25 protein-coding genes and 1 riboswitch are annotated in these 25,889 nt (G+C 43.4%); of the genes, 16 read left to right on the forward strand and 9 right to left on the reverse strand.

From position 1 onward, the window contains the following. Positions 1 to 34: 34 nt before the first annotated feature. Positions 35 to 538: a DUF3833 domain-containing protein gene (locus tag C942_RS11080; protein WP_007465702.1), complete on the forward strand. Its 504-nt coding sequence runs from the start codon at positions 35 to 37 to the stop codon at positions 536 to 538. Positions 539 to 632: 94 nt separating this feature from the next. On the opposite strand, the gene C942_RS11085 is transcribed toward C942_RS11080, so the two are convergent. Together C942_RS11085 and C942_RS11090 are read right to left on the reverse strand one after the other, a co-directional pair. After that, positions 633 to 1,661, reverse strand: coding sequence for a sensor domain-containing diguanylate cyclase (locus C942_RS11085; protein WP_157372615.1), 1,029 nt, complete (start codon positions 1,659 to 1,661; stop codon positions 633 to 635). Between the two features lie 199 nt (positions 1,662 to 1,860). Continuing rightward, the gene (locus C942_RS11090; RefSeq protein ID WP_007465706.1) at positions 1,861 to 3,543 is read right to left on the reverse strand and encodes a DUF2813 domain-containing protein; all 1,683 of its coding nucleotides are present in this window, start codon (positions 3,541 to 3,543) and stop codon (positions 1,861 to 1,863) included. A 231-nt stretch (positions 3,544 to 3,774) separates the two neighbouring features. On the opposite strand from C942_RS11090, the gene C942_RS11095 reads away from it, so the two are divergent. After that, complete coding sequence (locus C942_RS11095) at positions 3,775 to 4,170, forward strand: VOC family protein (RefSeq protein ID WP_007465708.1); 396 nt, start codon at positions 3,775 to 3,777, stop codon at positions 4,168 to 4,170. Between the two features lie 42 nt (positions 4,171 to 4,212). Here the strand turns inward: C942_RS11095 and C942_RS11100 are convergent, their stop codons facing one another. Continuing rightward, a complete protein-coding gene (locus C942_RS11100) occupies positions 4,213 to 5,145 on the reverse strand; it encodes a YeeE/YedE thiosulfate transporter family protein (RefSeq protein WP_232428168.1) in 933 nt (310 codons plus the stop codon). Between the two features lie 316 nt (positions 5,146 to 5,461). Between C942_RS11100 and C942_RS11105 the strand changes: the two genes are divergently transcribed. After that, on the forward strand, positions 5,462 to 7,222 hold the full coding sequence (locus C942_RS11105) for a bifunctional metallophosphatase/5'-nucleotidase (RefSeq protein WP_007465712.1): 1,761 nt from the start codon (positions 5,462 to 5,464) through the stop codon (positions 7,220 to 7,222). Between the two features lie 474 nt (positions 7,223 to 7,696). Here C942_RS11105 and ribB read toward each other — a convergent pair whose 3' ends face one another. Both ribB and C942_RS11115 read right to left on the reverse strand, forming a co-directional pair. Then, positions 7,697 to 8,374 (reverse strand): 3,4-dihydroxy-2-butanone-4-phosphate synthase, encoded by a 678-nt coding sequence (gene ribB, locus C942_RS11110; protein WP_007465715.1) that lies wholly within the window; start codon positions 8,372 to 8,374, stop codon positions 7,697 to 7,699. 193 nt (positions 8,375 to 8,567) lie between these two features. Continuing rightward, a riboswitch (FMN riboswitch) is annotated at positions 8,568 to 8,758 on the reverse strand. A 145-nt stretch (positions 8,759 to 8,903) separates the two neighbouring features. Beyond that, positions 8,904 to 9,830, reverse strand: a complete 927-nt coding sequence (locus C942_RS11115) for a hypothetical protein (protein WP_007465717.1) — start codon at positions 9,828 to 9,830, stop codon at positions 8,904 to 8,906. A 267-nt stretch (positions 9,831 to 10,097) separates the two neighbouring features. On the opposite strand from C942_RS11115, the gene C942_RS11120 reads away from it, so the two are divergent. The 10 genes from C942_RS11120 (at position 10,098) to C942_RS11160 (ending at position 19,596) form a co-directional block, all read left to right on the forward strand. Continuing rightward, positions 10,098 to 10,289: a hypothetical protein gene (locus C942_RS11120; RefSeq protein ID WP_007465719.1), complete on the forward strand. Its 192-nt coding sequence runs from the start codon at positions 10,098 to 10,100 to the stop codon at positions 10,287 to 10,289. A 205-nt stretch (positions 10,290 to 10,494) separates the two neighbouring features. After that, on the forward strand, positions 10,495 to 10,773 hold the full coding sequence (locus C942_RS11125; RefSeq protein WP_007465720.1) for an HlyU family transcriptional regulator: 279 nt from the start codon (positions 10,495 to 10,497) through the stop codon (positions 10,771 to 10,773). 521 nt (positions 10,774 to 11,294) lie between these two features. After that, a complete protein-coding gene (gene pntA, locus C942_RS11130) occupies positions 11,295 to 12,851 on the forward strand; it encodes a Re/Si-specific NAD(P)(+) transhydrogenase subunit alpha (RefSeq protein WP_007465724.1) in 1,557 nt (518 codons plus the stop codon). Positions 12,852 to 12,861: 10 nt separating this feature from the next. Beyond that, positions 12,862 to 14,238 carry a Re/Si-specific NAD(P)(+) transhydrogenase subunit beta gene (gene pntB / locus C942_RS11135; RefSeq protein WP_007465726.1) on the forward strand — a complete coding sequence of 459 codons (1,377 nt, stop codon included), beginning with the start codon at positions 12,862 to 12,864 and terminating at the stop codon, positions 14,236 to 14,238. Positions 14,239 to 14,392: 154 nt separating this feature from the next. Further along, positions 14,393 to 15,832 carry a sensor histidine kinase VxrA gene (gene vxrA / locus C942_RS11140; RefSeq protein WP_007465727.1) on the forward strand — a complete coding sequence of 480 codons (1,440 nt, stop codon included), beginning with the start codon at positions 14,393 to 14,395 and terminating at the stop codon, positions 15,830 to 15,832. Beyond that, the gene (locus C942_RS11145) at positions 15,807 to 16,478 is read left to right on the forward strand and encodes a response regulator transcription factor (RefSeq protein ID WP_007465730.1); all 672 of its coding nucleotides are present in this window, start codon (positions 15,807 to 15,809) and stop codon (positions 16,476 to 16,478) included. The genes vxrA and C942_RS11145 overlap by 26 nt, the downstream gene beginning before the upstream one ends. Positions 16,479 to 16,510: 32 nt before the next feature. Continuing rightward, positions 16,511 to 17,341, forward strand: a complete 831-nt coding sequence (locus C942_RS11150; RefSeq protein ID WP_232428169.1) for a DUF2861 family protein — start codon at positions 16,511 to 16,513, stop codon at positions 17,339 to 17,341. Positions 17,342 to 17,463: 122 nt separating this feature from the next. Beyond that, positions 17,464 to 18,669, forward strand: coding sequence for an NnrS family protein (locus C942_RS11155; RefSeq protein ID WP_007465735.1), 1,206 nt, complete (start codon positions 17,464 to 17,466; stop codon positions 18,667 to 18,669). Positions 18,670 to 18,735: 66 nt separating this feature from the next. Then, positions 18,736 to 18,906 (forward strand): YoaH family protein, encoded by a 171-nt coding sequence (locus C942_RS24655; RefSeq protein ID WP_007465737.1) that lies wholly within the window; start codon positions 18,736 to 18,738, stop codon positions 18,904 to 18,906. 174 nt (positions 18,907 to 19,080) lie between these two features. Further along, positions 19,081 to 19,596, forward strand: a complete 516-nt coding sequence (locus tag C942_RS11160; protein ID WP_036799670.1) for an HD domain-containing protein — start codon at positions 19,081 to 19,083, stop codon at positions 19,594 to 19,596. 69 nt (positions 19,597 to 19,665) lie between these two features. Here the strand turns inward: C942_RS11160 and nadE are convergent, their stop codons facing one another. Next, positions 19,666 to 20,505, reverse strand: a complete 840-nt coding sequence (gene nadE / locus C942_RS11165; protein WP_007465741.1) for an ammonia-dependent NAD(+) synthetase — start codon at positions 20,503 to 20,505, stop codon at positions 19,666 to 19,668. A 183-nt stretch (positions 20,506 to 20,688) separates the two neighbouring features. Between nadE and C942_RS11170 the strand changes: the two genes are divergently transcribed. Continuing rightward, positions 20,689 to 21,222 (forward strand): nicotinate-nicotinamide nucleotide adenylyltransferase, encoded by a 534-nt coding sequence (locus tag C942_RS11170; protein ID WP_007465743.1) that lies wholly within the window; start codon positions 20,689 to 20,691, stop codon positions 21,220 to 21,222. 133 nt (positions 21,223 to 21,355) lie between these two features. Beyond that, complete coding sequence (locus C942_RS11175) at positions 21,356 to 21,805, forward strand: hypothetical protein (RefSeq protein ID WP_051035792.1); 450 nt, start codon at positions 21,356 to 21,358, stop codon at positions 21,803 to 21,805. Positions 21,806 to 21,888: 83 nt separating this feature from the next. On the opposite strand, the gene C942_RS11180 is transcribed toward C942_RS11175, so the two are convergent. After that, complete coding sequence (locus C942_RS11180; protein ID WP_036799673.1) at positions 21,889 to 22,575, reverse strand: AraC family ligand binding domain-containing protein; 687 nt, start codon at positions 22,573 to 22,575, stop codon at positions 21,889 to 21,891. A 273-nt stretch (positions 22,576 to 22,848) separates the two neighbouring features. Here C942_RS11180 and C942_RS11185 point away from each other — a divergent pair, with 273 nt between their 5' ends. After that, complete coding sequence (locus C942_RS11185) at positions 22,849 to 23,955, forward strand: 1-acyl-sn-glycerol-3-phosphate acyltransferase (RefSeq protein WP_007465747.1); 1,107 nt, start codon at positions 22,849 to 22,851, stop codon at positions 23,953 to 23,955. Between the two features lie 70 nt (positions 23,956 to 24,025). On the opposite strand, the gene C942_RS11190 is transcribed toward C942_RS11185, so the two are convergent. Continuing rightward, entirely contained in the window at positions 24,026 to 24,586 is a 561-nt protein-coding gene (locus C942_RS11190; protein ID WP_007465749.1) for an OmpA family protein, read from the reverse strand. Positions 24,587 to 24,676: 90 nt separating this feature from the next. Beyond that, positions 24,677 to 25,603 (reverse strand): LysR family transcriptional regulator, encoded by a 927-nt coding sequence (locus C942_RS11195; RefSeq protein ID WP_007465750.1) that lies wholly within the window; start codon positions 25,601 to 25,603, stop codon positions 24,677 to 24,679. Positions 25,604 to 25,889: the final 286 nt, after the last annotated feature.

A 25,889-nucleotide genomic window follows, 5' to 3' on the forward strand; every position in this document is an offset into this window, starting at 1 on the left:
CATTATTCTCAAGCGATTAAAGCAATGGCTGTGGATGTTGTTTGCAGGCGTTTGGCTCTATGGGTGTTCTGCTTCTATAGAGGATTATCAGGGAACAAAGCCGGACTTTGAATTGTTTGAATACTTCGAAGGTGACATCATTGCATGGGGAATGCTCCAGGACAGAAATGGTAAGCAGACTCGTCGGTTTGAAGTTCAGATTAAAGGACGTGTTCAAGGCAATTTATTAACCCTGGAAGAAGACTTTGTTTTTGATGACGGTGAAAAGCAGCACAGAACCTGGGTGATTACACGTAACATGGACGGGCACTATATAGGTAATGCTGATGATGTAGTTGGAGAAGCTACAGGTCATGTGTCTGGTAATGCTCTGAACTGGAAGTATGTATTAAGAGTTCCTGTTGATGATACTACCTACGATATTACCTTTAATGACTGGATGTTCCGCCAGGATGAGAAAAGGGTATTCAATATCGCAGAAATGACTAAATGGGGATTCAGTGTCGGTAAAGTGATTCTATTTTTTGAAAAACAGTAATGACTAAGCAGAAATGTTTAAATAGGAAGAAAAATTGTATGGAAAGGATAGAATTTATCCTTTGATAGCCCGCCACAAATTTATGCGGGCTTTTTTAATGCGTTAGGTAGTTACTGCAAAGCTGTTTATGTTCATGCTTACATTGATACATGTGTTTATCTGCTGCGCTTATCAGGGATTGAATGTCGTAATAAAATGCTTCATTACGATCAATGGTGACAAAACCTACCGAAGCGGAAAAAGGAATGCTCTTAAGCGTTAGCTCTTTATTGAACACATTCGCCAGCTCATGATAAAGCTCGTAAAAATCTTCCTGATCATTGCAACTTGCCAACAAAACAAATTCATCACCACCTAAACGACCGACTATATCTGTGTGACGACTTATTTGCCTAAGCCTGCTGGCGGTTTCAACCAACACTTGATCACCAAAGATATGGCCATGTTGATCATTGATGGTTTTAAATTGGTCGATATCGATATAGAAAAGCGCAAGTAGTCCTTCTTTAACGACATCATCGAGTTCTTGCTGCAGTTTCTGACAGAATACCCGGCGGTTATAGACGTTGGTTAAAAAGTCGTAATTGGCTGACTGTAATAACTCTTGTTCTATCTCGTGTTTTTCTAATGCTACCGCACAGACGGAAGCGGCCATTTCCAGGACTTCAAGTTCGAAAGGAGTAGGTGAGGACGGGTAACTGCTGTAGGTGGCAAATGTTCCGAGAACCTTGTCTTTAGAGGAAATTATCGGAACAGACCAGCAGGAAGCAAGGTTGACCTTCTGAGTAATTTGTTTGAACTCGATCCAGTTTTGATGCTCGCTGATATTTTCTGTGATCACCTTACGCCGAAAATAGGCAGCAGCCCCACAGGCACCGACATCCGGCCCGATAGGGATGCCATCAATCGCCTTTTTATAGCTTTCCGGCAGGTTTGGGGCACATTCGCAATGCAGTGTATTGCTATTATCATCCAGCAATAAGATGGATGTCATTCTGTCACTGTAAATCTTTTCAGTAACACCAATGAGCTGTTCCAGCATTTCCTGCTTGCTCTGTCCCAGTGCGAGCATCCGCAGTATCTTATTAAAAGCTCTGTGCGCATGGAGAAGTTGATTAATCAAAATGCTTCCTTGTTCGGCTTTGTTATTATTAAAAATATTATTGTTGTTTGATTTAATTTTATAGAATAAAGAGTAAGCAACAAATAATAGTCATCGGTATGAATAAGGTTTATTTTGAAAATGTGAACTCGGTATTCTTGATGGGAATATCGAGTGTTGTTTGACTTAAATTGTCATGCAATTAAAAAGAGAATAATAATTAACTGACGCCTCGGGACATAACGACAATTCGTTTTAAAATCCAACGCAGCAGTACCGGAATTTCTTCAACATTTTCTTCATCAGTAAATTCAACAATTGCTAATGCGACATCCGGCTTGGCATGACGCTTAAGGGCGCGGGCAATAATTTTCTTCGGTGTTACCGGACTGTCGTGCGGGATACTCGCTAATTTGCGGAACAAAGGCTCAAAACCGTGTTTAAATAAAAAGTGTTCGATGTCTCTGCAAGGCAGTACTGTAAGGCGGTGTCGTTCTGCATCATTTCCTAACAGGTGGCGGACTGTTTCAGCGTATTTCTTTCCGGCCAGATCACCGTCAGCGACTAAATGCCATTCTATACCTAATCCTCTGGCTACTTTGATCAGAGGTCGCAGTCCACTTTGGGCAAACTCAATGATTTGCACGCCTTCTGCGGCTAGGTTATAGCCACAGATTCGGGCAAATTCATTAAACAGCCAGACTTCTGTTTCACCTTCGACCAGCAGCCATGCGCGGGCAAACAGGGCATTAGGGCGATGAAGACGGACATGGAAAGCGACGCGTCGTTCTTCATCACGTGACAGCATGCGGGGGCTGATGTTATAGACGTGCGTCCGGTCCGGTTCACGGATGAGCTTGTTGATTGATTGCAACGGCACCACAGATGTCAGATCGGAGCTGTTGGTGGTCAGAATCTTCTGCATCGGCATATTAGAGATAAATGTCCATGCCTGTTGTAGTAACGTAGGATGCAAACGACCTTCGGGGTCTTCCAGAATCATGATAGGACGCGCAAGCCGTTTCAGCTCTACCGGACCACGGGCGCGGATAAAGGCATTAAGCAACCCCATTAAGATTAACCGGGCCTGTTTGGTCATGTGTGGCTGCGTCAGTTGCTCCAGTGGATTTTTCGTATATTGCGCCCAGCTTGGAAAATGGACACGGTTAAACTGTGATGGGCGATTATGAGGAGCAAATGCGAAATAGTGGTCGACCAGGGTTCGCAGTGCGTTAATGCTGCTTTTTATTTCATCTGAGCTGACATGTCCGGGGCGGGTCATCAGCCGCTGACAGGTGTTATCAAGCCTGCGTTGAATCCGGGCATTCTCACTGTTGTCACGGTCGCTTTTACCGTTGCCGTTACCATTCTTTCCATTGCCATTACCGTTTCCGTTATAAGCTTCTCGCCTCAGGCGGCGTGCATCACGAATGCGAACAATCGGGTGCAGCGTCATTAACTGTTTAGCTATTCTGTCTGTATCGGGGCAATGAATGATTTTGCCGTTGTTATCAAGAAACGAACGGTGAGTGATGATTTTATCGTCTTTCACGATACTGTTTATCTGATAATACAGCTCCTTTGCGACGTCTTCACCATCAACCCAAAGCGGTGTGAAGGCTTTATAACGGCGGGCGTTATGTTCTCCCGGGTAATCTTCACAAAAGTGGATAACGATCTGGAGTTGAGCCATTTTTTCATGCCCGGCAGCATAGTCGACATGAAAATCAGAAAATTTGAAATTATAAAAATGGGCATCAGGGGAAAGGGCAATACTGAGCGCATCGAGTAAGGATGACTTACCCCACGCGTTTTCACCGATTAACACGGTCAGCTCATCGAATGTCAGCGACAAGCGTTTTATTCCTCTGAAGCCTGATACTTCAATTCGTTTTAGCAGCATATCTCACCTCTGATATTAAGATTACAGTACCTAAGTTCTGGATGGGTATGCCGATATCACAGAACGGTAAGAAGCTATTGATACTTAATGACAAAATGGCGATTCATGAAAAGGTTGAGGTCGTCAGATGTGATTGCTATATTCCCGTGACTAAAATTGCTGGGTTCAAATCTAAGCTTTGTAGTTAGCTGAACACCCGGACAAAAACAATGAAAAGACAGGAGACGTCAGATGGCTAAGATTATCCATTCAATGGTTCGTGTAGTGGACTTGGATAAGTCGTTGAAATTTTATAAAGAAGCATTGGCACTTGATATTGCTGAGCGCTTGGATTTTGAAGGTTTCAGCCTGGTTTACCTTCGTAATGAAGAAAACGATATGGAGCTGGAGCTGACCTGGAACGAAGGCACTGAAGAGTCTTATACTCACGGTTCTGGTTATGGTCACCTTGCAGTCGCAGTTGATGATCTTGAAGCAGAACACGAGAAATTGGTTGGTTTTGGATATGAACCAGCTGAAATCAAAGAATTCTTCCGTGATGGTCAGTTACTGGCAAAATTCTTCTTTGTTCAGGATCCTGACGGTTACAAGATTGAATTTTTGCAGCGTCACGGTCGTTACCAGTAAGCAGCTATAAGGTTATCTGCGTGACTCACAGATAATCAGTCGTCACCGCAGTACATTCTTTTCCCTGCGGTGACTGATAACTCTCCTTAAAAAGATCCCGCCAATAATTCCGATAATCATGCTGAAGATGGCAATAGCACCGGCTGGAGAAAATGAAGGCAGGGCAACAAGGAGTTGGGAGTCGTTTCCTCCTAAAGCCAAAGAAGCACCGATTCCCATTATAATTCCGGCAAAAAGATGGCTGATTAACTGTTTTGGTCTCAGTTCGTAAGATTTCAATGACAGGCGTTCTTTTGCGCTGATAGCCATTCCTGTAATTAATCCCACTATGGTGAGGTAGCGTTGAAAGGACGGCCACTTCTCACTTTCACCATGTACTCCGGCTGCTGTGATATCTTTGAGCAATTGGCTTGGAGACCATTCGGGAAGTTGATAAGTCAAAATGCTGGCGATTACGCCAAATAAAAGGATGCCAAGTAATATTGGTCTTCTTTGAGGAGGGATTCGGAAAAATATCAGAGCGATAAGTACGAAGAGAAGAATCGTAACAGTCATAGACGGGTCCATAACGGGTGAAAGGTGCTCGTATTCAATAGCAAATGACATGGATGCAAGGAAACACCAGCCACATATCCAGCCGATAACCGTAGCAAACATATAAATATGGCCTTTTGACAGTTTGGAAATGGTTGAGATAGAGCAGCCTTTATTGAGTGCTGCGCCCAGGCCAAAGAGCAAGCCTCCTATGGCGACAGGTATATTGGCAGCATATCTGCTTAAGGTCATTGAGATACTTTCATTGAATTGTGAGAATGGAATCAACCAGATCCAGAAGCCGCAACATAAGATAGTGGCAAGAAATCCTGGCCTTTTAGCCAGTAGCTCTTGAACGCCTCTGACCATACATAATCCTGTTTTTTGTGCGAGTGCGCCGACAAAAAATGCCAGAATGACGGGGTACAGATAGGAAATCATTTGTCGTTTGTAATGAATCTGTCGTGAAGTTGTATTAAATACTATATACCCAAGTGACCACTGAAGAGTCGCGTCACAGATAGATTAGCAGTACATTCTGTGTAGCCCATGTAGAGGTGTGATTGGCATTCATATTCAGGTTTTACTACTGAATTAGCAAAATAAAATCGAGCTGAAGAATGTAAACTCAATTTTAGGTGTTGTTTTAAATCACATTTTGGGTTTAACCTAGAGAAATGAACTACAAGCAATGTGACTTAAATCATATAGGAATAGATTTAGATAACACCGCGTTACTGAGGAACATCAGAGTTTTATGACATACCATCGCCCGGCGAAAATCACTTTCGCACACATTAACGACACACACTCACACTTCGAGCCGTCTTCTATCTCTTTGTCGCTGCCTGATGAGGTTCTAGATACGGATACTTCTGTTTATGCCAGCTGCGGAGGTTTTTCGCGTGTGTCGTCGGCGGTAAAGGATGTTAAACGACAGGCTCACCTGAAAGGGCGTGAGTTTATGTTTGTTCATGCCGGTGACTGTTTCCAGGGCACATTGTTCTTCTCTTTATATAAAGGTCTGGCTAATGCAAAAATGCTGAATGCGATTGGCGTAGAAGCAATGGCATTAGGAAATCATGAGCTGGATATGGGGAACGGGATTGTGGCTGATTTTATGGATCAGGCCAGTTTCCCTCTGCTTGTGGCTAACTGGAATCTCGCCGACGAAGATCAGAGCAAGCCGAATCCACTACGTGATAAACACAATGTGTATGCTTTTAATAATGAAGCTGGTCATGGTCGATTCATTGTAAAAGATGTTGCTGGAGAGCCTGTTGCTGTATTCGGACTGGCAATTGAGAACATGGCGGGTATCGCCAACCCGGATCCGGACACAAGCTTTTTGAAAGTAGTTGATGTCGCTAAAAGCACGATTGACGCGATTCAAAGGCAGGGCATTAATAAAATTGTTCTTCTTAGCCATTTAGGATATGACCGGGATCTAGAGCTTGCAGCACAGGTTGATGGCTTGAGGGCGATTATTGGTGGTCACACTCATACCATGCAGGGTGACTTTAGTAATATTGGTTACGGTGTCACTGATTCCTACGCAACTATGGTTGAAGGCACTTGTGTCGTCCAGGCCGGATGTAATGCACTGGCTCTGGGGCAGCTTGAGCTTGATTTTAATGCTGATGGTACAGTTGAACATGCCGGTGGTGTGAACCAGTTATTGCTGGGGCGTCAGTTCACAGTTGATGCCAGCCGCAGTGAACATCTGGATGATGATAGCCACGACGCGGTGAAGTCGTATCTGAAGCAGCAGGATAATATCCGTTTCTGTGCCAAAGATCCGATTATTGAAAATATGCTGAACACGGAATATCGTCCGCGTGTTCGTGAACTCCAGACACAGCATATTGCTGAAGCTGCTGAGCCTTTGCGTCATGTGCGTATTCCAGACCATCGTGGCGGTAGTCAGATTGCACCGCTGGTGGTTGACAGTTTTGTCTGGCAGGGGCGTCAGATGGGGTATGACGTCGATTTTGCCATCCATAATGCTGGTGGCGTAAGGGCATCTCTGAATCCCGGGCCGTTAACGTCTGCGGATATTGCCGGTAAGCTGCTGCCTTTTGCTATCGGACTGATGGTGTATCAGGTAAAAGGTAAACGTGTCCGAGAGGCTCTTGAAGGCGCAATTAACAATGCGATTGATAACGGGGTAGAAGGAACCGGTAGTGGTAGTTTCCCATACACCTCTAATCTGAAATATACCTATCGTTGTTGCTCCGAGCCCGGAGCCAGAATTGAAGATTTGCAGACTTTCCAAGGCGGTCATTGGGTTGATGTGGATGATGATGCGGTTTATACCTCGATTTCGTCAGGTTACACAGCGACGGGCAAAGAAGGATATGATGCATTGCTTGATTGTGTTGTAGAACCTAAAGCGTTAAATGTAACCATGGCAGAAGCTTTTGAGCGTTATGCTAAAACGGTTGAAACATTGTCAGCACCATCAAATGCTTTGGTCTCTTATATTCCGTGTGGATGTGAACAACAGGTGGTAGCCTAAATAAAGTGATAATGAGTTAAATATAGCGAGAGTATTAATATAAATATGCTTAACTCGTCATTATATTCGTCAATCAAATGACGAGGAGTGCAAAAGAGGTGTCGAATTAATCGCACCTCTTTTGTTTTTTTGAATGCTCATCTTATATCACGAGAAATCAGAAACAGTCCTTACTCTATGTGAAAATAAACTAAAGGTTATTCCAAACCTGTCGATATTAAATATAAATCGGAAATGAAATTGTGTTGAGAGGGTAAGATGAGCAGAGACTGGGTAGACGTAGCAATGGTTACTGGTTGGGTTTCAGCGTGGACTGCGTTGATTTACTTTATGCCGGCTGTAGGCGTATAACACGAAATTAAACAAAGAAGTATTTTAATGCTGTTATTTATCCGAAGTTCCTGTGTTAAGCAGGTTGGAAAAACTATGAGTCTTTAAAAAGCCGAGATAATTCTCGGCTTTTTTGATGCTTTATTATGCTGAAATACTTTCTGGTTGCTCAGTATTTGCTACTTCATTTGCCAGGCGGTAAGCCGCAAGATCTTCAATTGTCAGAACAGGCATATCGAATTTCTTACCGAACTCAATAACCTCCGGCAGGCGAGCCATTGTGCCATCCGGGTTAGTCAGCTCACACAGTACACCGTAAGGCTTCAGGCCGGAAAGGCGCATCAGATCAATAGTCGCTTCTGTGTGACCACGACGAGCTAGAACACCCTCAGGATTTGCTTTAAGCGGAAATACATGACCAGGGCGGTTCAGATCAGATGGCTTCGCATCGTCTGCGATAGCCGCTTTAATCGTTGTTACGCGGTCTGCTGCGGAAACGCCGGTTGTTACACCTTCTGCTGCCTCAATGGTTACAGTGAAGCCTGTTTGGTTTGCGCTGGTGTTGTTTTCAACCATCATAGGCAGGTCAAGCTGCTGAACACGCTCTTCGGTTAGGCAAAGGCATACGATGCCAGAGCATTCGCGGATCATGATTGCCATTTGTTCAGGAGTCAGTGTTTCTGCGGCAAAAATGATATCGCCTTCGTTTTCACGATCTTCATCGTCAACAACAAGAACACCACGACCATTACGAATTGCGTTCAGGCCGGCTTCAACTCGTTCGAAAGGTGTACCGTATGGGGCTAGTAAAGACTGATTCATGGTAATAGATACTCCAAATAAAAAAATACCAGAATCAGGGCATGGAATGACAGCGTTTCAGCAAGGCTGAAATAACTTCACAGTATTACTCGTCAGGATATATAACGAGAACGCTATGCGTATGAGCTATAACCTGAGTTCAGATACAGCAGTTCTACTGTGTTTTAAAAAGCAAGAGATCGGCATGATCCCCACTGATCCTCTTTCATCCGGACTATAACCGTCGGCTCTGGAATCATGTAAAAAAGCACTGAACCAGATCTGCTGACCTTAACTAACGTGAAATTAGTTAAGCGCTCGCGGGCTTTTCAAAATAAGCCATTTTTATATGATCTATTTCGAACTACCGCCGGTGGGGAATTTCACCCCGCCCTGAGAATTCTTGGAAATCTTAGGTAAATCAACATCTAGACGCAAGAGAAAGAGTTGATTTCGTATCACAAATTTGAAATTACGAGCAGATTGATTGTTTTGTGTTCAGTGGCGAAGAGGAATTATGCTTTGTGATGTCGACTCTTGAGTTAATTATTTATTGGGTATCATCCATTTTTCCGGTGAATTTATAGATGTTTTTGACAAAAAGAGGAAGGCAATAAGTAGGTAATTGCAGAGCACCCATCAGGACGAGATAGTCAGGGCCAAGATAACTTCCGGCGACAGTAAATGTCAGTAATACATTTCGATTTGCCGACGTAATAGCAGCAAGTAAACTCTGATCAAGGTCAGCACGACGGTAACAAAGATAACCTGCAAAAAAATACAAACCGCAGATAACTAACCCAATCAATAAGAAAAAGAAACCATCAGTGAGCGAATTATTGAAAACCTCCCGGAAAGGCCCGATTAACCCGAATGGAAAAGCCAGTACGAGAATAATCGTGACTTGCGAGAGTTTGCCGTGTACGCGATGCAATAGGTGATGTGGAATAAACCTGTAGCAAAGGGCTGAGAACAACATAGGGCCAAAGATAAAGATTACCAACCGCTGGAGATAACTCTGCATGTCTAGTGTGAAATGCTCGTCCTGGAAAACTATCAGGTTGATATAAAGTATGATCGGCATTAACAAGGTTGAGGCAATTGTCATTGCCATGGCTTTTAATGCATCAAGGCCTACAGAGCGGGCAATAGCAGGTGTGGCGAACAGCGAGCCTGTTGCAGCAACACCTGCTATAGCAAGAAGCAACTCCGGGCTGGCGTTTAATAACATAGCAACAGAGCAGCTTATCAGAGTAAGCAACGCTGAATGGAAAAGTGCGTATAGCCAGATTTCGCTATTGAACAGCTGCTTAACCAGCAATGCTTGTGGCATACCCAAAAGGGTAAAAAGCATAAGAAAGAACAGAATATAGGGCAACACAGGGAATAGGGCGAACGAGGTATCTGGAAAAAGAAAGCCTAGAATAGCTGCAACAATAAGTAAGGCTGAGGAATGCTTAGATAAGAGGCTGATCATAATTTTCACTCTTGCTTATGTTGCATCATTGTTGCGTACCAATGCGTTGGATTGCAAGCAAAACAAGAGTATGCACTAAGCACTGCCTTAATCGGAGAAATTATTCATTGTTAATGTCGTTTTAAGCGCTAAAAGATCATGGCGATTAACTATCGATTAACACATAAGAAAAACTAATATTGACATCTAAATATTGTCATTTTTTGCGGAAATATTAACCGGATAAAATTACCTCAGTTCATAAATACAACAAAATGAGAGGCAATCATGGCACAGGCAATGAATTTTGATACCATCGCACATAACGCCGCAATGGAGAAAAAAGCCTATGCGGTTAACATCAAAGGATTGATTGCACACGCATTAGATATTCTCTTTGGCGCTCGTAAAGCACCAAAACAGTACAATGTATCGGATCTTCCGGTTCACCTACAAAAGGACATCGGAATCTATCGATAATCAGTATATTGAACACCGGACATAAAGAAGACGCTGGCTGATGCCAGCGTTTTTTTGCGCTAATAAAACTTATCTGAAGCAATTCGCTGCTTTACAGCTATGATTTTATTGTTTTTTTCCTCATAATTTTACCCAGGTTTAATTATTTACATATCGGATATGGCATTATCATGTCGTATGTGTATGAGGCACGGAGATAAATTAAGTGGGCTTTTTCTCAAAACTATTTGGATTAGGTAAAGAAACCAAAGCGGTTGAGGTTGAACCTTTTGAACACGAAGGTTACCTGATTTATCCGGAGCCTATAGCAGAAGGTGGTCAGTACCGTATTGCTGGCCGCATTTGTAAAGAAATCGACGGTGAGATGAAGACTCATACATTTATCCGTTCGGATTTATTGGCCTCTAAACACGATGCGGAAAACTTCATGTTAGAGAAAGCTAAGATGTTTATTAAGCAGACTGGCGATGACATGTTCCGCTAAAAATTGCAGAACGACAGTTTTCTAAACTATACCGGCACCTGCCGCCGGTATAGTTTCTCATGATCATGGCAGGTACAACTATTGAGAAGTAGTTACAAGAAATATCAATCGGGATAAGCAGGAAGCAATAACTCAAGTGCTTATTCTTATTGGTATCAGATTCATCAGGGAAAGATGGGTTTTCTGACTTCCATTCCGGGTTCACTACAACATCTCTTCTTGATGCATTTAAAACGGAAGTACTGACTGCTCAGGGCATCCGTTTTGGACAATAAGTTGGTTGCATTCGAATTAATTGGTTATTTATGTGCCTGTTCGTGCGTATTTTGTTAATTTTATTCGAGGTTTGACCTCTGTCCACATGCTAAAAACGTTCTTTTATTACTGATAGAAGGTAACATCTGCTGTCAATAACAGCGTGTATGTTAAATAATTTTGTTTTATTCCTACAAAGTGCTTGATCTTACTGAGTGGGTTGGATACAAAATTGTTACTTCTTTGCCAATATTCAGGGAATAATAATGCAAATTGGTGTGCCAAAAGAGATACTCGCGAACGAAACGCGAGTCGCTGCAACACCTAAAACGGTAGAGCAGCTTTTAAAAATGGGGTTCAGCGTTGCTGTCGAACATGGTGCAGGTATCGAAGCAAGCTTTGATGATGCAGCATATGAAGCCGCTGGTGCGACTGTTGTTTCGGTTGAGGATGTGTGGCAATCAGATTTAATTCTGAAAGTTAACGCTCCCCTGGTAAATGACAAAACGGGTGTTGATGAATTTGATTTGATCAAAGAAGGCGCAAGCCTTGTTAGCTTTATCTGGCCAGCTCAGAATCCTGAGTTGCTGGAAAAACTGTCAGGCAAAAACATCAACGTAATGGCGATGGACTCAGTACCACGTATTTCAAGAGCACAGGCTCTTGATGCTTTGAGTTCAATGGCAAACATCGCCGGTTATCGTGCTGTTGTCGAAGCTGCTCACGAATTTGGCCGCTTCTTTACCGGCCAGATTACAGCTGCCGGTAAAGTTCCACCAGCTAAAGTGATGGTTGCAGGTGCCGGTGTTGCTGGTTTGGCTGCAATCGGTGCTGCCGGAAGCCTTGGTGCGATTGTTCGCGCATTTGACGTTCGTCCTGAAGTAAAAGAGCAGGTTGAGTCAATGGGCGCTGAATTCCTTGAAGTTGATTTCAAGGAAGACACAAGCACAGGTGACGGTTACGCGAAAGAAATGTCTGATGATTTCAACAAAGCTGCTGAGCGTCTGTACGCAGAGCAGGCTAAAGACGTTGATATCATCATCACGACGGCTTTGATTCCGGGTCGTTCTGCTCCGAAATTGATCACCAAAGAAATGGTTGATTCAATGAAGGCGGGTAGTGTGATTGTCGACCTTGCTGCTGCAAACGGCGGTAACTGTGAGTACACAGAGGCTGACAAAGTTGTTACTACAGAAAACGGCGTGAAGATTATCGGTTACACCGATATGGTAGGTCGCCTGCCAACTCAGTCTTCTCAGCTTTATGGTACCAACCTTGTAAACCTGATGAAGCTGCTTTGTAAAGAGAAAGACGGCAACATCGATATCGACTTCGAAGATGAAGTTCTGCGTGGTCTGACTGTTATTAAAGAAGGCGAGGTTACTTGGCCGGCTCCACCAATTAAGGTGTCTGCTGAACCACAACAACCAGCACCAGAGCCTGAACAGCCAGCAGTCGTTGAAGAAGCGCCGGCTTCACCTGTGAAGAAATATGGTCTGATGGCTGCCGGTGTTGCAGTATTCGGCTGGATCGCGAACTATGCGCCTGCTGAGTTCCTGTCGCACTTCACTGTATTTGCTCTGGCATGTGTGGTGGGCTATTACGTTGTCTGGAACGTTACCCATGCCCTGCATACTCCTTTGATGTCCGTAACTAATGCTATCTCAGGCATCATCATTGTTGGTGCTTTGCTACAAATTGGCCATGGAATCGGTATTGTTACCTTCCTGTCGTTCGTAGCTGTATTGATCGCAAGTATCAACATCTTCGGTGGCTTTACCGTCACTAAACGGATGCTTGAAATGTTCCGTAAAGATAAATAAGGAGTAACACATGTCTGCAGGTATCGTACAAGCGGCATACATTGTTGCTGCAGTACTATTTATCATGTCTCTTGCGGGACTTTCCAAGCAGGAAACAGCGCGAGCAGGTAACTACTATGGTATTGCCGGTATGGCAATTGCCCTTTTCGCGACTATCTTTGGTCCTGAAGCTCAGGGCACAGCCTGGGTTATCCTTGCGATGATCATCGGTGGTGCAATCGGTATCCACTTCGCTAAGAAAGTAGAAATGACAGAAATGCCAGAACTTGTGGCAATTCTTCACAGCTTTGTTGGTATGGCTGCGGTACTGGTTGGTTTCAACACCTTCCTGGATCACGGTGAACTGACTGGCGCTATGCTGAATATCCACCTTGTTGAAATCTTCCTTGGTGTATTCATCGGTGCTGTAACCTTCACCGGTTCTGTTGTGGCGTTCGGTAAGTTGCGTGGTGTGATTTCATCTAAGCCACTGATGCTGCCACACCGTCATAAGCTGAATCTGGTTGCTGTTATCGTATCATTGCTGCTAATGGTGATGTTCGTTAACGCTGAAGGTTCAATGTTTGCTCTGATCGTTGTAACACTGATTGCATTTGCATTCGGTTACCACCTGGTTGCTTCAATCGGTGGTGCTGATATGCCGGTTGTTGTTTCAATGTTGAACTCATACTCTGGATGGGCTGCAGCGGCGGCTGGTTTCATGCTGGCAAACGACCTGCTAATCGTAACTGGTGCATTGGTTGGTTCTTCAGGTGCAATCCTTTCTTACATTATGTGTAAGGCTATGAACCGTTCATTCATCAGCGTTATTGCCGGTGGCTTTGGTACAGACGGCAGCTCAGCAGCAACAGGTGAAGAGCAGGGTGAACACTACGAAGCATCAGCTGAAGAAGTGGCAGAAATGCTGAAAGGTGCACGCTCTGTAATCATCACTCCTGGATATGGTATGGCAGTAGCTCAGGCTCAGTACCCTGTACATGAGATCACTGACAAGCTACGCAGCAAAGGCGTTAACGTTCGTTTCGGTATTCACCCTGTTGCGGGTCGTCTGCCAGGCCACATGAACGTTCTACTGGCTGAAGCAAAAGTTCCATATGATATCGTTCTGGAAATGGACGAAATCAACGATGACTTCGAAGAAACCGATGTAGTTCTGGTTATCGGTGCGAACGATACGGTTAACCCGGCTGCTTTGGAAGATCCAAATAGCCCAATTGCGGGTATGCCGGTTCTTGAAGTGTGGAACTCAAAACACGTTATCGTATTTAAGCGTTCAATGAACACTGGTTACGCTGGCGTACAGAACCCATTGTTCTTCAAAGAAAATACACAAATGCTGTTCGGTGATGCTAAAGAGTCTTGTAACAAGATTCTTGAACACCTTTAATACAGAGTTTGCTGTAATCTAATAGAGGGAGCCAGTTGGCTCCCTTTCTTTTTCTTCTCATTTCACCCTCTGCCTTTGGTGCTTTCACTGTAAATGTCTTAAACTAATGACAATTTTCTGACATTAACGACCAATTGAGTGATACACTTTGCTCATGAAAAAGTATGTTTTATTAATATCGCTGTTGCTCTCCGGAGTCTGTCATGCCGAGGCTGATAATTTGCCGGAGCGTCTAAGATCTGTACGTGCAGAGCTTCTCAACAGCGAACCTTTAGCGACATACGATTTCAGAAAGCTGCAAAGTCGTTTTCCCAATCCTTTACTGTTACCTTCCAGCTTATTGCCGCAATCGGCAGTTTATCCGCTTAAATCGCTCAAACGCCTTTATAAAAATGCGATTACCTGTAAAGGGCCGTGGCCGGTAAGCCCGCTGGTTACTCAACCAGTTGTTTTCACAAGAGCGATCTGTAATAACACGATCCTTCCAAAGGGGTGGTTTGTCCGAGCCGGATATATTCATCCAGGCGGCGGTAGTTATGCAGTTCGTTATCTTGAGAAACACCCTGATGCGGTTGAAGATTTGGAAAGATACCTTCACATCCAGGAGCGAGAGCTGGCACCGACTAATTCAATACTCGGTCGCCTGCAGCGTATGAGCAATGAAGAAATTCATGTTTATATTGCTGGCGCTGAAGCGTTTATCTCGAATGGCGAGCTGTGGATACGGAACGGTAATGAATACAATGTTTACGACCAGCCAACATGGGCTTTTGTTCTTAACCAGTATGATGTGAACTTTACACGTCTGAAGCAAACTGATTTTTGTCTGGTTAAAAGCGGGAATATCTGTTGGGAAAAAGAAGATCAGTCCCATCTGATGTTTTATCTTCTTGTTGGTTTGCTGGTCGTCAACGTGGCCTTGTTGATTGGTTGGAGTGTTTACCGCTGGCGTATTCGCCGACGTGCCATGCAAGAGCGGATGCTTGTTCTGCAAATCCTTACACATGAGCTTCGTACTCCAATTGCCAGCCTGGGCATGACAGTTGAAGGTTTCAGGCGTCATTTTGATGCGTTACCTGAGAGCTTATACGATGAATTTCGGCGCTTGACGGAAGATTCTCGCCGTCTGCGCCAGCTTGCTGAAGCGAGTAAAGATTACCTTCAGGCGAACCAACAAGAACTAAGTGTTCAACAGGTTGACTCTTTTAATGAGTGGGTTGAATATTTAAGTGAGCCCTACGATGTATCGTTACAGCTCAGCGATGATCGGTCAGTGAAGGTAAATATCTATTGGCTGGGAACTTGTATTGATAATTTATTATCTAATGCACAGAAGTACGGCAAAGCACCTATTAAATTAACTTCATCATTCAACGACGGAAAACTAATTGTAAGAGTTGAAGATAAAGGCCAGCTTGGTTCGAAAGACTGGGCAAGATTGAGAAAGCCCTTTGTTAGTGAAAAAGGTCTAGGGCTTGGTCTTACAATCGTTGAATCGATGATTCGGAGAATGGGGGGACGAATGAAGCTAATCGGCCCGCCGACAACATTTATTTTGGAGATACCGTGTGAATCAAACTCTGCTTCTGGTTGAAGATGACCGCAACCTTGCTGATGGTTTACTCGAGAGCTTGAGGGATGCAGGTTATGAATGCCTGTATGCTGACTGTGCAACAAAAGTAGCCGATTTATGGTCGGGTGCAGATTTGGTTGTTTTAGACCGCCAGTTACCCGAGGGTGACTCGCTTGATTACCTGAATGGCTGGCTTGAGATTAAGCAAGTGCCAGTTATTCTGCTGACTGCTATGGTTTCAGTTACAGATAAGGTTGTAGGCCTTGATTCTGGCGCAAAAGATTACCTGACCAAGCCATTTGCTGAAGAAGAACTGCTGGCTCGAATTCGATTGCACCTGCGTAGCGCGGGTTCTGCACCTGAGGTGAAATCCGCAAATGTCATCACGACCGGCGATATTGTTATTGATATGGATAGTCGTGAAGTCAGACAGGGAGAGGAGAAGATAACCCTTACTCGTACAGAATTCGAATTACTTGTATTTCTGGCAAAGCATGCGGGTAGGGTATTTACTCGTGATGAATTGCTGGATCAAGTATGGGGTTATAACCATTACCCAACCACTCGAACCGTTGACACGCATATCTTGCAATTGCGTCAAAAATTGCCTGGTATTGAAATTGAAACTTTGCGTGGTGTCGGTTACCGACTGAAATCAGCACAGTAATGAGAAAGCTCTCCTATACATGTGCTTTGTTTATGTTGCATTCGGTGTTAATGGCACCGGGTGCAGCTGCAAAGTGGTTTACTGGTCAGGATCGATATACCTTGGCCCATCAAAGGCTGCTTGAAGGTAGCACTTCCGCTAGTTTTGAAGGGATGGTTCAGGCTTGGCAACAAGCTCCGAATAATGAGGAGAGAAATAATCTTAATTCTCTGCTTAAGTTAGCCGTTTCTGAAGATTGTGGTCGAAGCTTGTCTCAAAATTCACTGCCGGACTGGCTGCCCAATTTGGTTATCCAGCGTGAAGTGATCCAGAATCTCAATCAAATTATGCTTAAGTTGTCTATTAATGGCGTGAGCAACAGCAATATCTCTGAAGTGAAACTGGTTAAATGGCCAGATCAGACAGTGATTGCCAATTCACCCGTGATAGGTGCCGGCGGTTATTTTGCTGTTGAAACCCGACGCCTGGAAAAGCCAATTACAGCAGGGCTTTATCAGTTGGTAATCAGTGCTAATGGTGAAGAAAGTTTTAATCGCTGGATTGTTCTCTCTGAGCCCTCTGTTAAGCAGCGTATTTCCTGGAAAGACAGCAAAAACTGGCGTATAGAGCGTGGTAATCTGCCAAATCCGGCCTGTCCATCTCCGGTGCTGTCAATGAGTATGTATGATTTGAACGATACCACCTGGACACCGCTTTGGACGGAAGATGTTGATGGTAAATTGCCAACGACGCTACCTAAAATTGATGTACCGGATGGAAGGTATTGGTTGAGCGTTGGGTTAATCGAAAGTCGCTGGCAAGGGGAAATATCTATACTTGATATACAAACTATCACTCGTCCGGTTGATTACCCAGGATTCTGATTTATAAATAAATAGCCTTCATTTAGACTCGGCTTCTTTCCATATTTCAAAAGATACATTTGAATCACAACTTAAAAGATGTATTATTTATACATCTTTTAAGTTTGAGTTTAAATTTATCTATGATGCAGATTCTGGATAGTGAAAAAGAACAGCGGATTATTCCAATATTCCGTCTCGCATTTCGTCCTTTTTTTCTGGCTGCAAGTGCATTTTCTGTGATATCGATGCTGTTATGGGCGGCTTTCTGGTCAGGGCACTTCAATGTCAGCTCTTTGATGTACAGTAATCCGTTGTGGTGGCATAGCCACGAAATGCTGATTGGTTTTACCGGCGCAATCATTGTCGGTTTCTTATTAACAGCTGTTCAGAATTGGACCGGGAACCCTGGTGTAAGAGGCTGGAAACTGGCGAGTATCTTTTTTTTGTGGCTGGTTGCCAGGGTAGGGATTCTGGTTTCAACGCCGAATACTTTACTAATGATTGCCGACTTATTATGGATGCCACTGGCAGCATATTTTCTCGCAATTCCGATTATCATTCGTAAGCAATGGAATAATCTGTTCTTTGCGCCTTTGATTGCGCTGCTTACTGTTCTGAATGCGCTTTTCCATCTGTCTTTGTTTGGCTATGGTGGGTTTGAACTGCGCGAAATTTCATTTATGGCCATTATGGTTATTGCTGTGATTGTGTTAGTCGTTGGGGGGAGGGTGATCCCATTCTTTACCTGGCGAGGAACCAACACAGAGCAAATTACACGGGTTAAGTGGATTGAGTACGCTTCACTGATCCCATGCTGGTTGTTACTGCTTGCTGTCTTGGTGCCACTCCCGGAAATGTTTAGCAATGAAGTGCTGGCTGGATTGATGCTGCTTACTGCGATTTGTAACTTTGTTCGTTTTACTCGCTGGCGAACACTGTCGACATTGAAAACTCCACTTTTGTGGCTGCTTCATTTTGCCTACCTGTTTATGATCATTGGTATGCTGTCACTTGGTATCAATAAATTTAACGGCTCAATAAGTTACAGTGTAGCGCTTCATTTTATTACCTTGGGTGGTATTGGTTGTATGATTCTGGCAATGATTGCACGAGTTTCGTTGGGTCATACAGGTCGAAACCTGAAAGTCGGAAAATTGATGGTTGTTGCTTTCGGCGCTTTGCTTATGGCTACTCTCGTTCGAACTGTCTTAGTGATGCTGTTTCCTGCTATGATTCTTAATGCCTATGTTATTTCAGCTATTTTGTGGGCTGTCGCCTTTGCGATTTTCACTGTTGTATATTTTCCTATACTGACGACTCCTCGAGTTGATGGACGTCCTGGATAAGTAGATGACAAAACAGCGAATTGCCCCTAGAATAATGCTCCCTTTAACAGAGTAGAATTAACAGCTATGTTCAACAATGTGCCGACATTAACTCACGCGCAGCAGCAAAAAGCTGCAGAGAAGATCCATGAATTGATGGCCAAAGGCATCAGCAGTGGCGAAGCAATTAGAATTGTTGCTGATGAAATTCGTGAAGCGGAAGCGAAGCAGAACGCGGCACAGACTGAAGACGAATAGTAATGCGTTCCAAACGTTAGCTGATTACTAAAACAGGCACCTTATGGTGCCTGTTTTTTCATCAAAATGTGCTGTTAATCTCATCTGTATTATCTTACCTTAGCAAACAGTTGCATGCTGAAATAGAATATTAACTGTTCAGTTTTTAATTTTGGTAATCAAACGGGGGTCAGGATGAACAACCGGTACCTTAAGGCGCGCACATTAGCCAGGGCAAAACATAAAAATCAAAAGTATGGAGATCGTCCTTATTATGTACACCTTGATGCTGTTACACGATTAGCTAGCCCGTTTGGTACTAATGCAATGATTGCTGCTCAGTTACATGATGTGCTGGAAGATACTGAGACATCCCTTGAAGAGCTTGCTGCTGACTTCGGTTATGTAATAGCAGATGCTGTTTGTTATATGACAGATGGTAAGCTTAAAGATCGCAGAGCCAGAAAAGAGCAGGTTAACACTCGACTGGCATCGCTCGATCTTAGTGAAGAATCAGCAAGGATTGCGCTTATTGTTAAAGCCTGTGATCGACTTGCTAATGTAAGGGCAAGCTTGCATAGTCCTGAGAAGTATTTTTCTATGTATCAACAAGAACACCCGGCATTTAAGCAGGCGGTCTATCGTAAAGGTCTTTGTGAAGCAATCTGGTGGGAACTTGATAATCTACTCAGGCTATCAGAGGCCTCCTGAATCAAATCAGATTGAAGAACAAAAAAAGGGGCCTAACAGCCCCTTTTCAAGTTGTAATATCAGCTTCAATTACTCTTCATCATCATAGACTGTCGGAATAGGCTGACGCTTGTGCTGAGTTGCCTGGTAGATTTCAACAAGACGTTCGGCAACTTCTGTTTCTACTGGTTTTCCTTCAAGGAAGTCGTCAATCTGATCGTAAGTTACCATCAGTGCATGTTCATCCGGTTTCTGAGGTGCCAGTTCTTCCAAATCGGCGGTAGGTACTTTCTTAACCAGAACTTCCGGCGCACCAAGATCAGCAGCAATCTGGCGAACCTGGCGTTTATTCAAACCGAATAGTGGTGCAAGGTCGCAGGCTCCATCACCGTACTTAGTGTAGAAACCAGTAATATTTTCAGCTGAATGGTCTGTACCCAACACCAAGCCACCCACGAGGCCTGCAATTTCGTACTGAGCGATCATACGTGCACGTGCTTTAACGTTACCTTTTACAAAGTCGATTTTTGCGTGGCACTCAGGAATCAGGCCTGTACCTTCCAGTGCGTTATGTGTGTTGGCATGAAGGCCGTCAACACCATCTTTGATATTAACGCTAACAGAGTGGGTTGGCTGAATAAAAGAAAGCGCCAGTTGTGCTTCATCTTCATCGTGCTGGATGCCGTAAGGCAAACGAACAGCAATAAACTGATAGTCTTGAGAATTTGTTTCGTCATTTAGTCTGTTGACAGCCAGCTGAGCCAAGCGTCCGCATAGGGTGGAATCAACGCCACCACTGATACCCAACACCAAAGACTTGCATCCTGATTGCTTAAGTTTACGTTGAATAAAACCAACACGTCGCTGAATTTCAAAATCAACATTAATTTCTGGCAATACGTGCATTTCTGCACGAATTAGCTGTTCCATAGTCAATGAATCCTCAGGGCACTGCCCACTATCTAGTCACTTAGCTTGGTGGAATGCAAAAAAAGTGAAATATGCATTAAACCTTTAACAAAATCATGCGATAACTCTAAGTAAGGATCAATCCTGAACCTGCAATTAAATAGAAATTGTGGTTAATCAGTATAAAAAAGGGGCATTCTATTCATGACAACATCAATTGCGGTGTTTGGTAGCGCATTTAATCCACCGAGTCTGGGGCATAAATCCGTGTTGGAGCGCCTACAGCATTTTGATCGCGTCTTATTACTGCCCAGCTACTCACATGCTTGGGGCAAAGCAATGATTGATTATGATGCCCGTTGTGAGTTGGTTAAAGCGTTTATAGAAGATCTCGGACTTCCAAATCTCGAGCTTTGTCTGCTGGAGAAGGAAATAGCAGTTGGAAATGAATCAGTTACAACCTATGCTGTTTTAGAGGAACTACAGAAAAGATTACCAGATACTGAGCTGACATTTGTTGTTGGCCCGGATAATTTCCTTAATTTCGGGAAATTCTATAAATCAGACGAAATCTTAAAAAAATGGCAGATCCTAGCGTGTCCGGAAGTTGTCAAGGTGAGAAGTACGATCATTCGTGAGAATATTGTCAATAATCGCTCAATCTCACACCTAACGACTGAAAGAGTAGCTAGAATGCTTACTGATAAATTACATTACAGTTTTCGTGAATACGACTGACCTTATGTGGTAAATTACTGCCCGCGTTGTGTTGGTCTTTGAAGTGGAAGGCTTGGTTGTGGATTGTAGTAACAGAAAAAATTTGATCTGTATTGTTCTGACCAGTTTTACTTTCGTGTCCGGAGCAATGGCAATGCCGTGTCAACAATATGATATTCGTGAGCTTGCTGCATTAGGTGATGAATATCATCAGCATATCGTAACGTCGTGTTCAGTTGTGGAAGGCACTACAAACACAACCGCTACTCACACACATCCTACATCTAAAAAGTGGAAGCAGGATAGTCGGCCTAATGATGATGAATTTTGGGATGATTGGTTAGGTGTAATCGACTCGCCGGTCATCACCACTAACTCAAATACAACCTACTATGGTGTTAATGTCTGGATGCCAGATAAATACAAGGAAGAAGAAGCCCTAACGGTTGAGGATGCCAAAGAGTGGATAAAAAATCACGGCTTACAAATGAGTTTGGGCATGAGTGGTAATGATAAGAACTCTCCAAGAGTTCGTTTAGATTACCGTTGGCATGCTGATGAATTTGATGATTTTCATCTACAGGTTGAGATTCCATTTCAGTGATACTCTCATGAAAAACATAACAAAAAAGCGACGTTTGAAACGTCGCTTTTTTGGGTATCCAGATCGAGTTCTGCTGGAATATATCAGGCCAGTGTCTCGCCAAGAATCGGCATTGCCAGAGCACTGATACTTTCAGCAGGAATACGCAACGCATCAGCAATTTGATTAAGTTTACGACCAGACCGAGATAGCTTGAGCGCTTCCCGTATGGTCATACAGGCTTCAAATTCATTAGACGATACACCAGTTACTTTAGAAATAGCGTCTATTGCTGCACGATCAGTTACCTTGTCACCTTTTATCATTCGACTAAGCTGTAGGTCGAAGTCAGCAGGAAGAGAAGGGCAAAGAGAATGCGTTTTAACTTTGAGTTTTGCTGCTTGATCAGCAATAACCCGAAGAAGATTTGTTGTCGTCTGATTTTGCTCGGAACACCGATGCTGCTTTGTATCTTCACGAAGCTCGTAGAGTAAAGCAGACAGCAAAGGCGTGACTTTGAAGAAGCCGGCATCACGGCAAACAGGCGTTGTCAGCCTTGCTGAAAATTCGACTTTGTCATACTTGGAACCTGGCAGAAATGTCAACGCATGCAGGCAATCGAACGGAATCCAAAAACCATTACCTTTTGCGACTAAGAACTCTTGCTTACCTAATCTGATCAGGGCAGAGCCTTCAGAAACCACAATCATATATGAGGTATGGCTTTTACGACGTGAGCCAACGTGAAGATAGTTTTGGATACTGTGTGAAAATTCAATTGCCTGTTTCATAGTCTGTCTCTAGCAAAAAAGCATGCACATATTGTTCTGTTTTGCTTGATCCGTCAATAACTGAGGCAGTTCACAACAATTTTTGACTGTTTTTTAGCTGAAATTGCTATGTTAGCAACAGACAGAGTCAGGATTTTTAGGCTAATCTGCTTTTAATTTATACATATACGTGTGGTAAGACCTCCAACCATTTGAGTTGTGAGCTCTAGCCATTGGGTAAACGCATAAATCTGCGTAAAATGTCGCGGTTTTTATTTGATACGAAGCATAATTGTGCAAAAAGATAACGATATTTATAAAGAAATCCGCCCTTACAATGACGAAGAAGTAAGTGGCGCAATTCAGCGTCTGATTAACGATAAAGAGTTCATTACAGCTATTCTTAATTATCGTTTCCCTCAGCTGTCGGGTGTGCTTGGTTGGCTATTGATCCCATTGATCAAGCGTTTTTTGATCCGTAAATGGTCGAATGTAAAAACGGTTGAAGATGTTCAGTTTCAAGTTGCGAAGTACATGAATGCTACCATTGACCATTCATGTGACGGGGTAACATTTAGCGGCCTTGATAACCTTGACCCTAACCAGTCATACCTTTTCGTTTCAAACCACCGCGATATTGCGATGGATCCGGCGATGGTAAACTGGTGTCTGTTCCAGACTAATTTCAAAACGGTTCGTATCGCTATCGGCGATAACCTGTTGAAAAAACCTTGTGCGACTGAATTGATGCGACTCAATAAGAGTTTTATTGTTAAGCGCTCAGCCAAAGGTCCACGTGAGATGATGAAAACGCTTGGTCTGCTTTCAAGCTACATTTCGAATTCACTTGAGACTGGTAACTCTATCTGGATTGCTCAGAAAGAGGGGCGGGCTAAAGACGGAAACGATAAAACTGATCCTGCCATTTTGAAAATGTTCTATATGGAAGGGCGTAAGCGTAAAGAATCTTTCGATGAGTTTATGCCTCAGCTGAACATTGTTCCTGTTGCTATTTCTTATGAAAATGACCCTTGTGATGTAGCTAAAGCAAATGAGCTTTATGAGAAAGCGACTTCTGGCAGCTATGAAAAAGGTGAGTTTGAAGATATCGAAAGCATTATTCAGGGAATTGTTGGTGAGAAGCGCCATATTCATGTGAGCTTCGGTGAAGTGATCAAAGCACCTCTTGAAACACCGGAAGAGCTGGCAGAAGAGATTGATCGCCAAATTACACAAAACTACCACCTGTTCCCTGCGAATTATATCGCAGCTGGAATAGAGCATGAATCTGCAACTGAAGAGGAAAGGAATCGTTTCAACGAGAAGATTGCAGATTTAACGGAGGGGGTAGCAGACATTCTGAAGAAAATGTACGCTTTCCCTGCAATTAAGAAACAGTAAGTTTTTGATTGTTTTTTTTATTAGCACGGGGCAGTGGGAGCTGTAATTTCACTGCCTTTGTTATTTCTTCTCAGTACTGAAGGTTATTGTTGTGAGGACTTAATGTTCTGACAATTGCTTTTGGTGAAAGTACTTCTACTCTGCGGTTTTCTTTTCTTTCCTGCTCGCTTGGTCCTGTCGAAAGTTGCTCACTGCTTCCTGCCGCGACTAATTGTATTCTCTCTTCTTCTACACCAAACACAGATGAAATATAGATAGCAACACTAAACGCTCGTTCATATGAAAGAATGATATTATCTTCTTCATCTGAGCTGTCATCACTGTGGCCAACAACAACTAAAAAACTGTCTGGATGTTGTCTTAAGCGAACCGCAATTGGATCCAGTAAAAACTGGCTTTTAACATTGAGGTCGTAGCTGTTTTTGTCGAAATAAATTACCTGTCGCATTTCAGGTAGTTCGGTCAGCAGAATTTGTGCGTTAGGAACGACAGTTGTGTTGTTAACCGTAACCGGGGAGCTGTTGCTGTTTTGTTTAGTGACGGTGTCACCTCCATTCCCACATCCTGTTACCAGACCAACTGATAAAAGAGCAGGAATGAAAGGCTTAAGCCGAGTATGAATGGGTGACATTAGTAAACCTAAAGTTTATTGATTACTTTAGGTTTAGTTGATCTGTATGGAATGACAACTGCACTGTTGAGATAGTCAGTCAGAGTATTATTAGACTGCTACCGGGTTTGGTTTGCGGTAGGGTGGAACTGCCATGCGCTCTGCCATAAAGTCGACAAAAGAACGAACTTTAGGTGCGAGATATTTACGTCTCGGGTATACAGCATAAATCGGAAGATCGACATCAGCCTTCCATTCTGGAAGTAACTCTACCAATTTACCAGTCTCAAGCTCATCAGTGATCAGATAAGTAGCCAGGTACGCAACACCAAGACCGGATACTGCGGCATCAAGTACGGCAGGTGCATTATCAATTCGGTAATTACCCCGAGCTCGAATCGATTGACGAACACCATCCCGAGAGAACTCCCAGTTCACATATTTACGTTCACGGCTCTGGTAAGTAATGCAGTTGTGTTTACGAAGATCGCCTGGCACAGTCGGCTTACCATGTGCGGCAATATAGTCAGGTGAAGCTACAACTGAGAATTCACAATCAGCAAGCTTACGGGCAACCATACCTTCAGGCGGATGCTCGTGGATTGCTACCCAACAATCGAAACCTTCTTCAAGCAGGTTAGGGCGGTGGTCAAACAGGCTAACTTCAAGTTCTAGATCCGGGTGTTCTTTTTGGAAGTCAGCTAATGCCGATGTAATGCGCGACTGACCAAAAGATTGTGCGAAGCCAATTCGCAGTACACCTTTAATCTCATTTCTATAACCGGCCACCATAGCTTCCGCTTCGCTGACCGTATCCAACAGTTGTTGGCCATATTCAGAATATTGCTGGCCAATATCAGTCAAAGCGACAGTTCGAGTACTGCGCTGAACTAATTGGCAGCCTAAGCGTTCTTCAAGAAAGCGAATCTGTTTACTGACTTGTGATTTAGATATTCCAAGTCTTTCTGCTGCACGAGTGAAATTTTGCTCATGACCAACAGTAGCGAGGATCACCATTTGTTGAAGGTTTTCTAGCATAGGTAACAACCATAGTGGAACAAGCCGGAAATTATACCATTGATTATAAACCGATAAATAAAGGCCAGGTCACACTGTCACATAATGACGCAGTAAAAATGTGTATTTATTGCCACCTAATCAGTTTGAGTGAATCTCTATTTTTATCCATCAACACTGATTGAGCATATAAAAGATCAATGAGCTTGTGACATCTCCGAATATTATCCTGCCATTATTTCACTATCCTGTAAGTATTACAAAATAACATATTCAGTAAAAACAGCATCTTACTTACTTTGTTTTC

The organism is Photobacterium marinum (assembly GCF_000331515.1).
Taxonomy (GTDB): Bacteria; Pseudomonadota; Gammaproteobacteria; order Enterobacterales; family Vibrionaceae; genus Photobacterium; species Photobacterium marinum.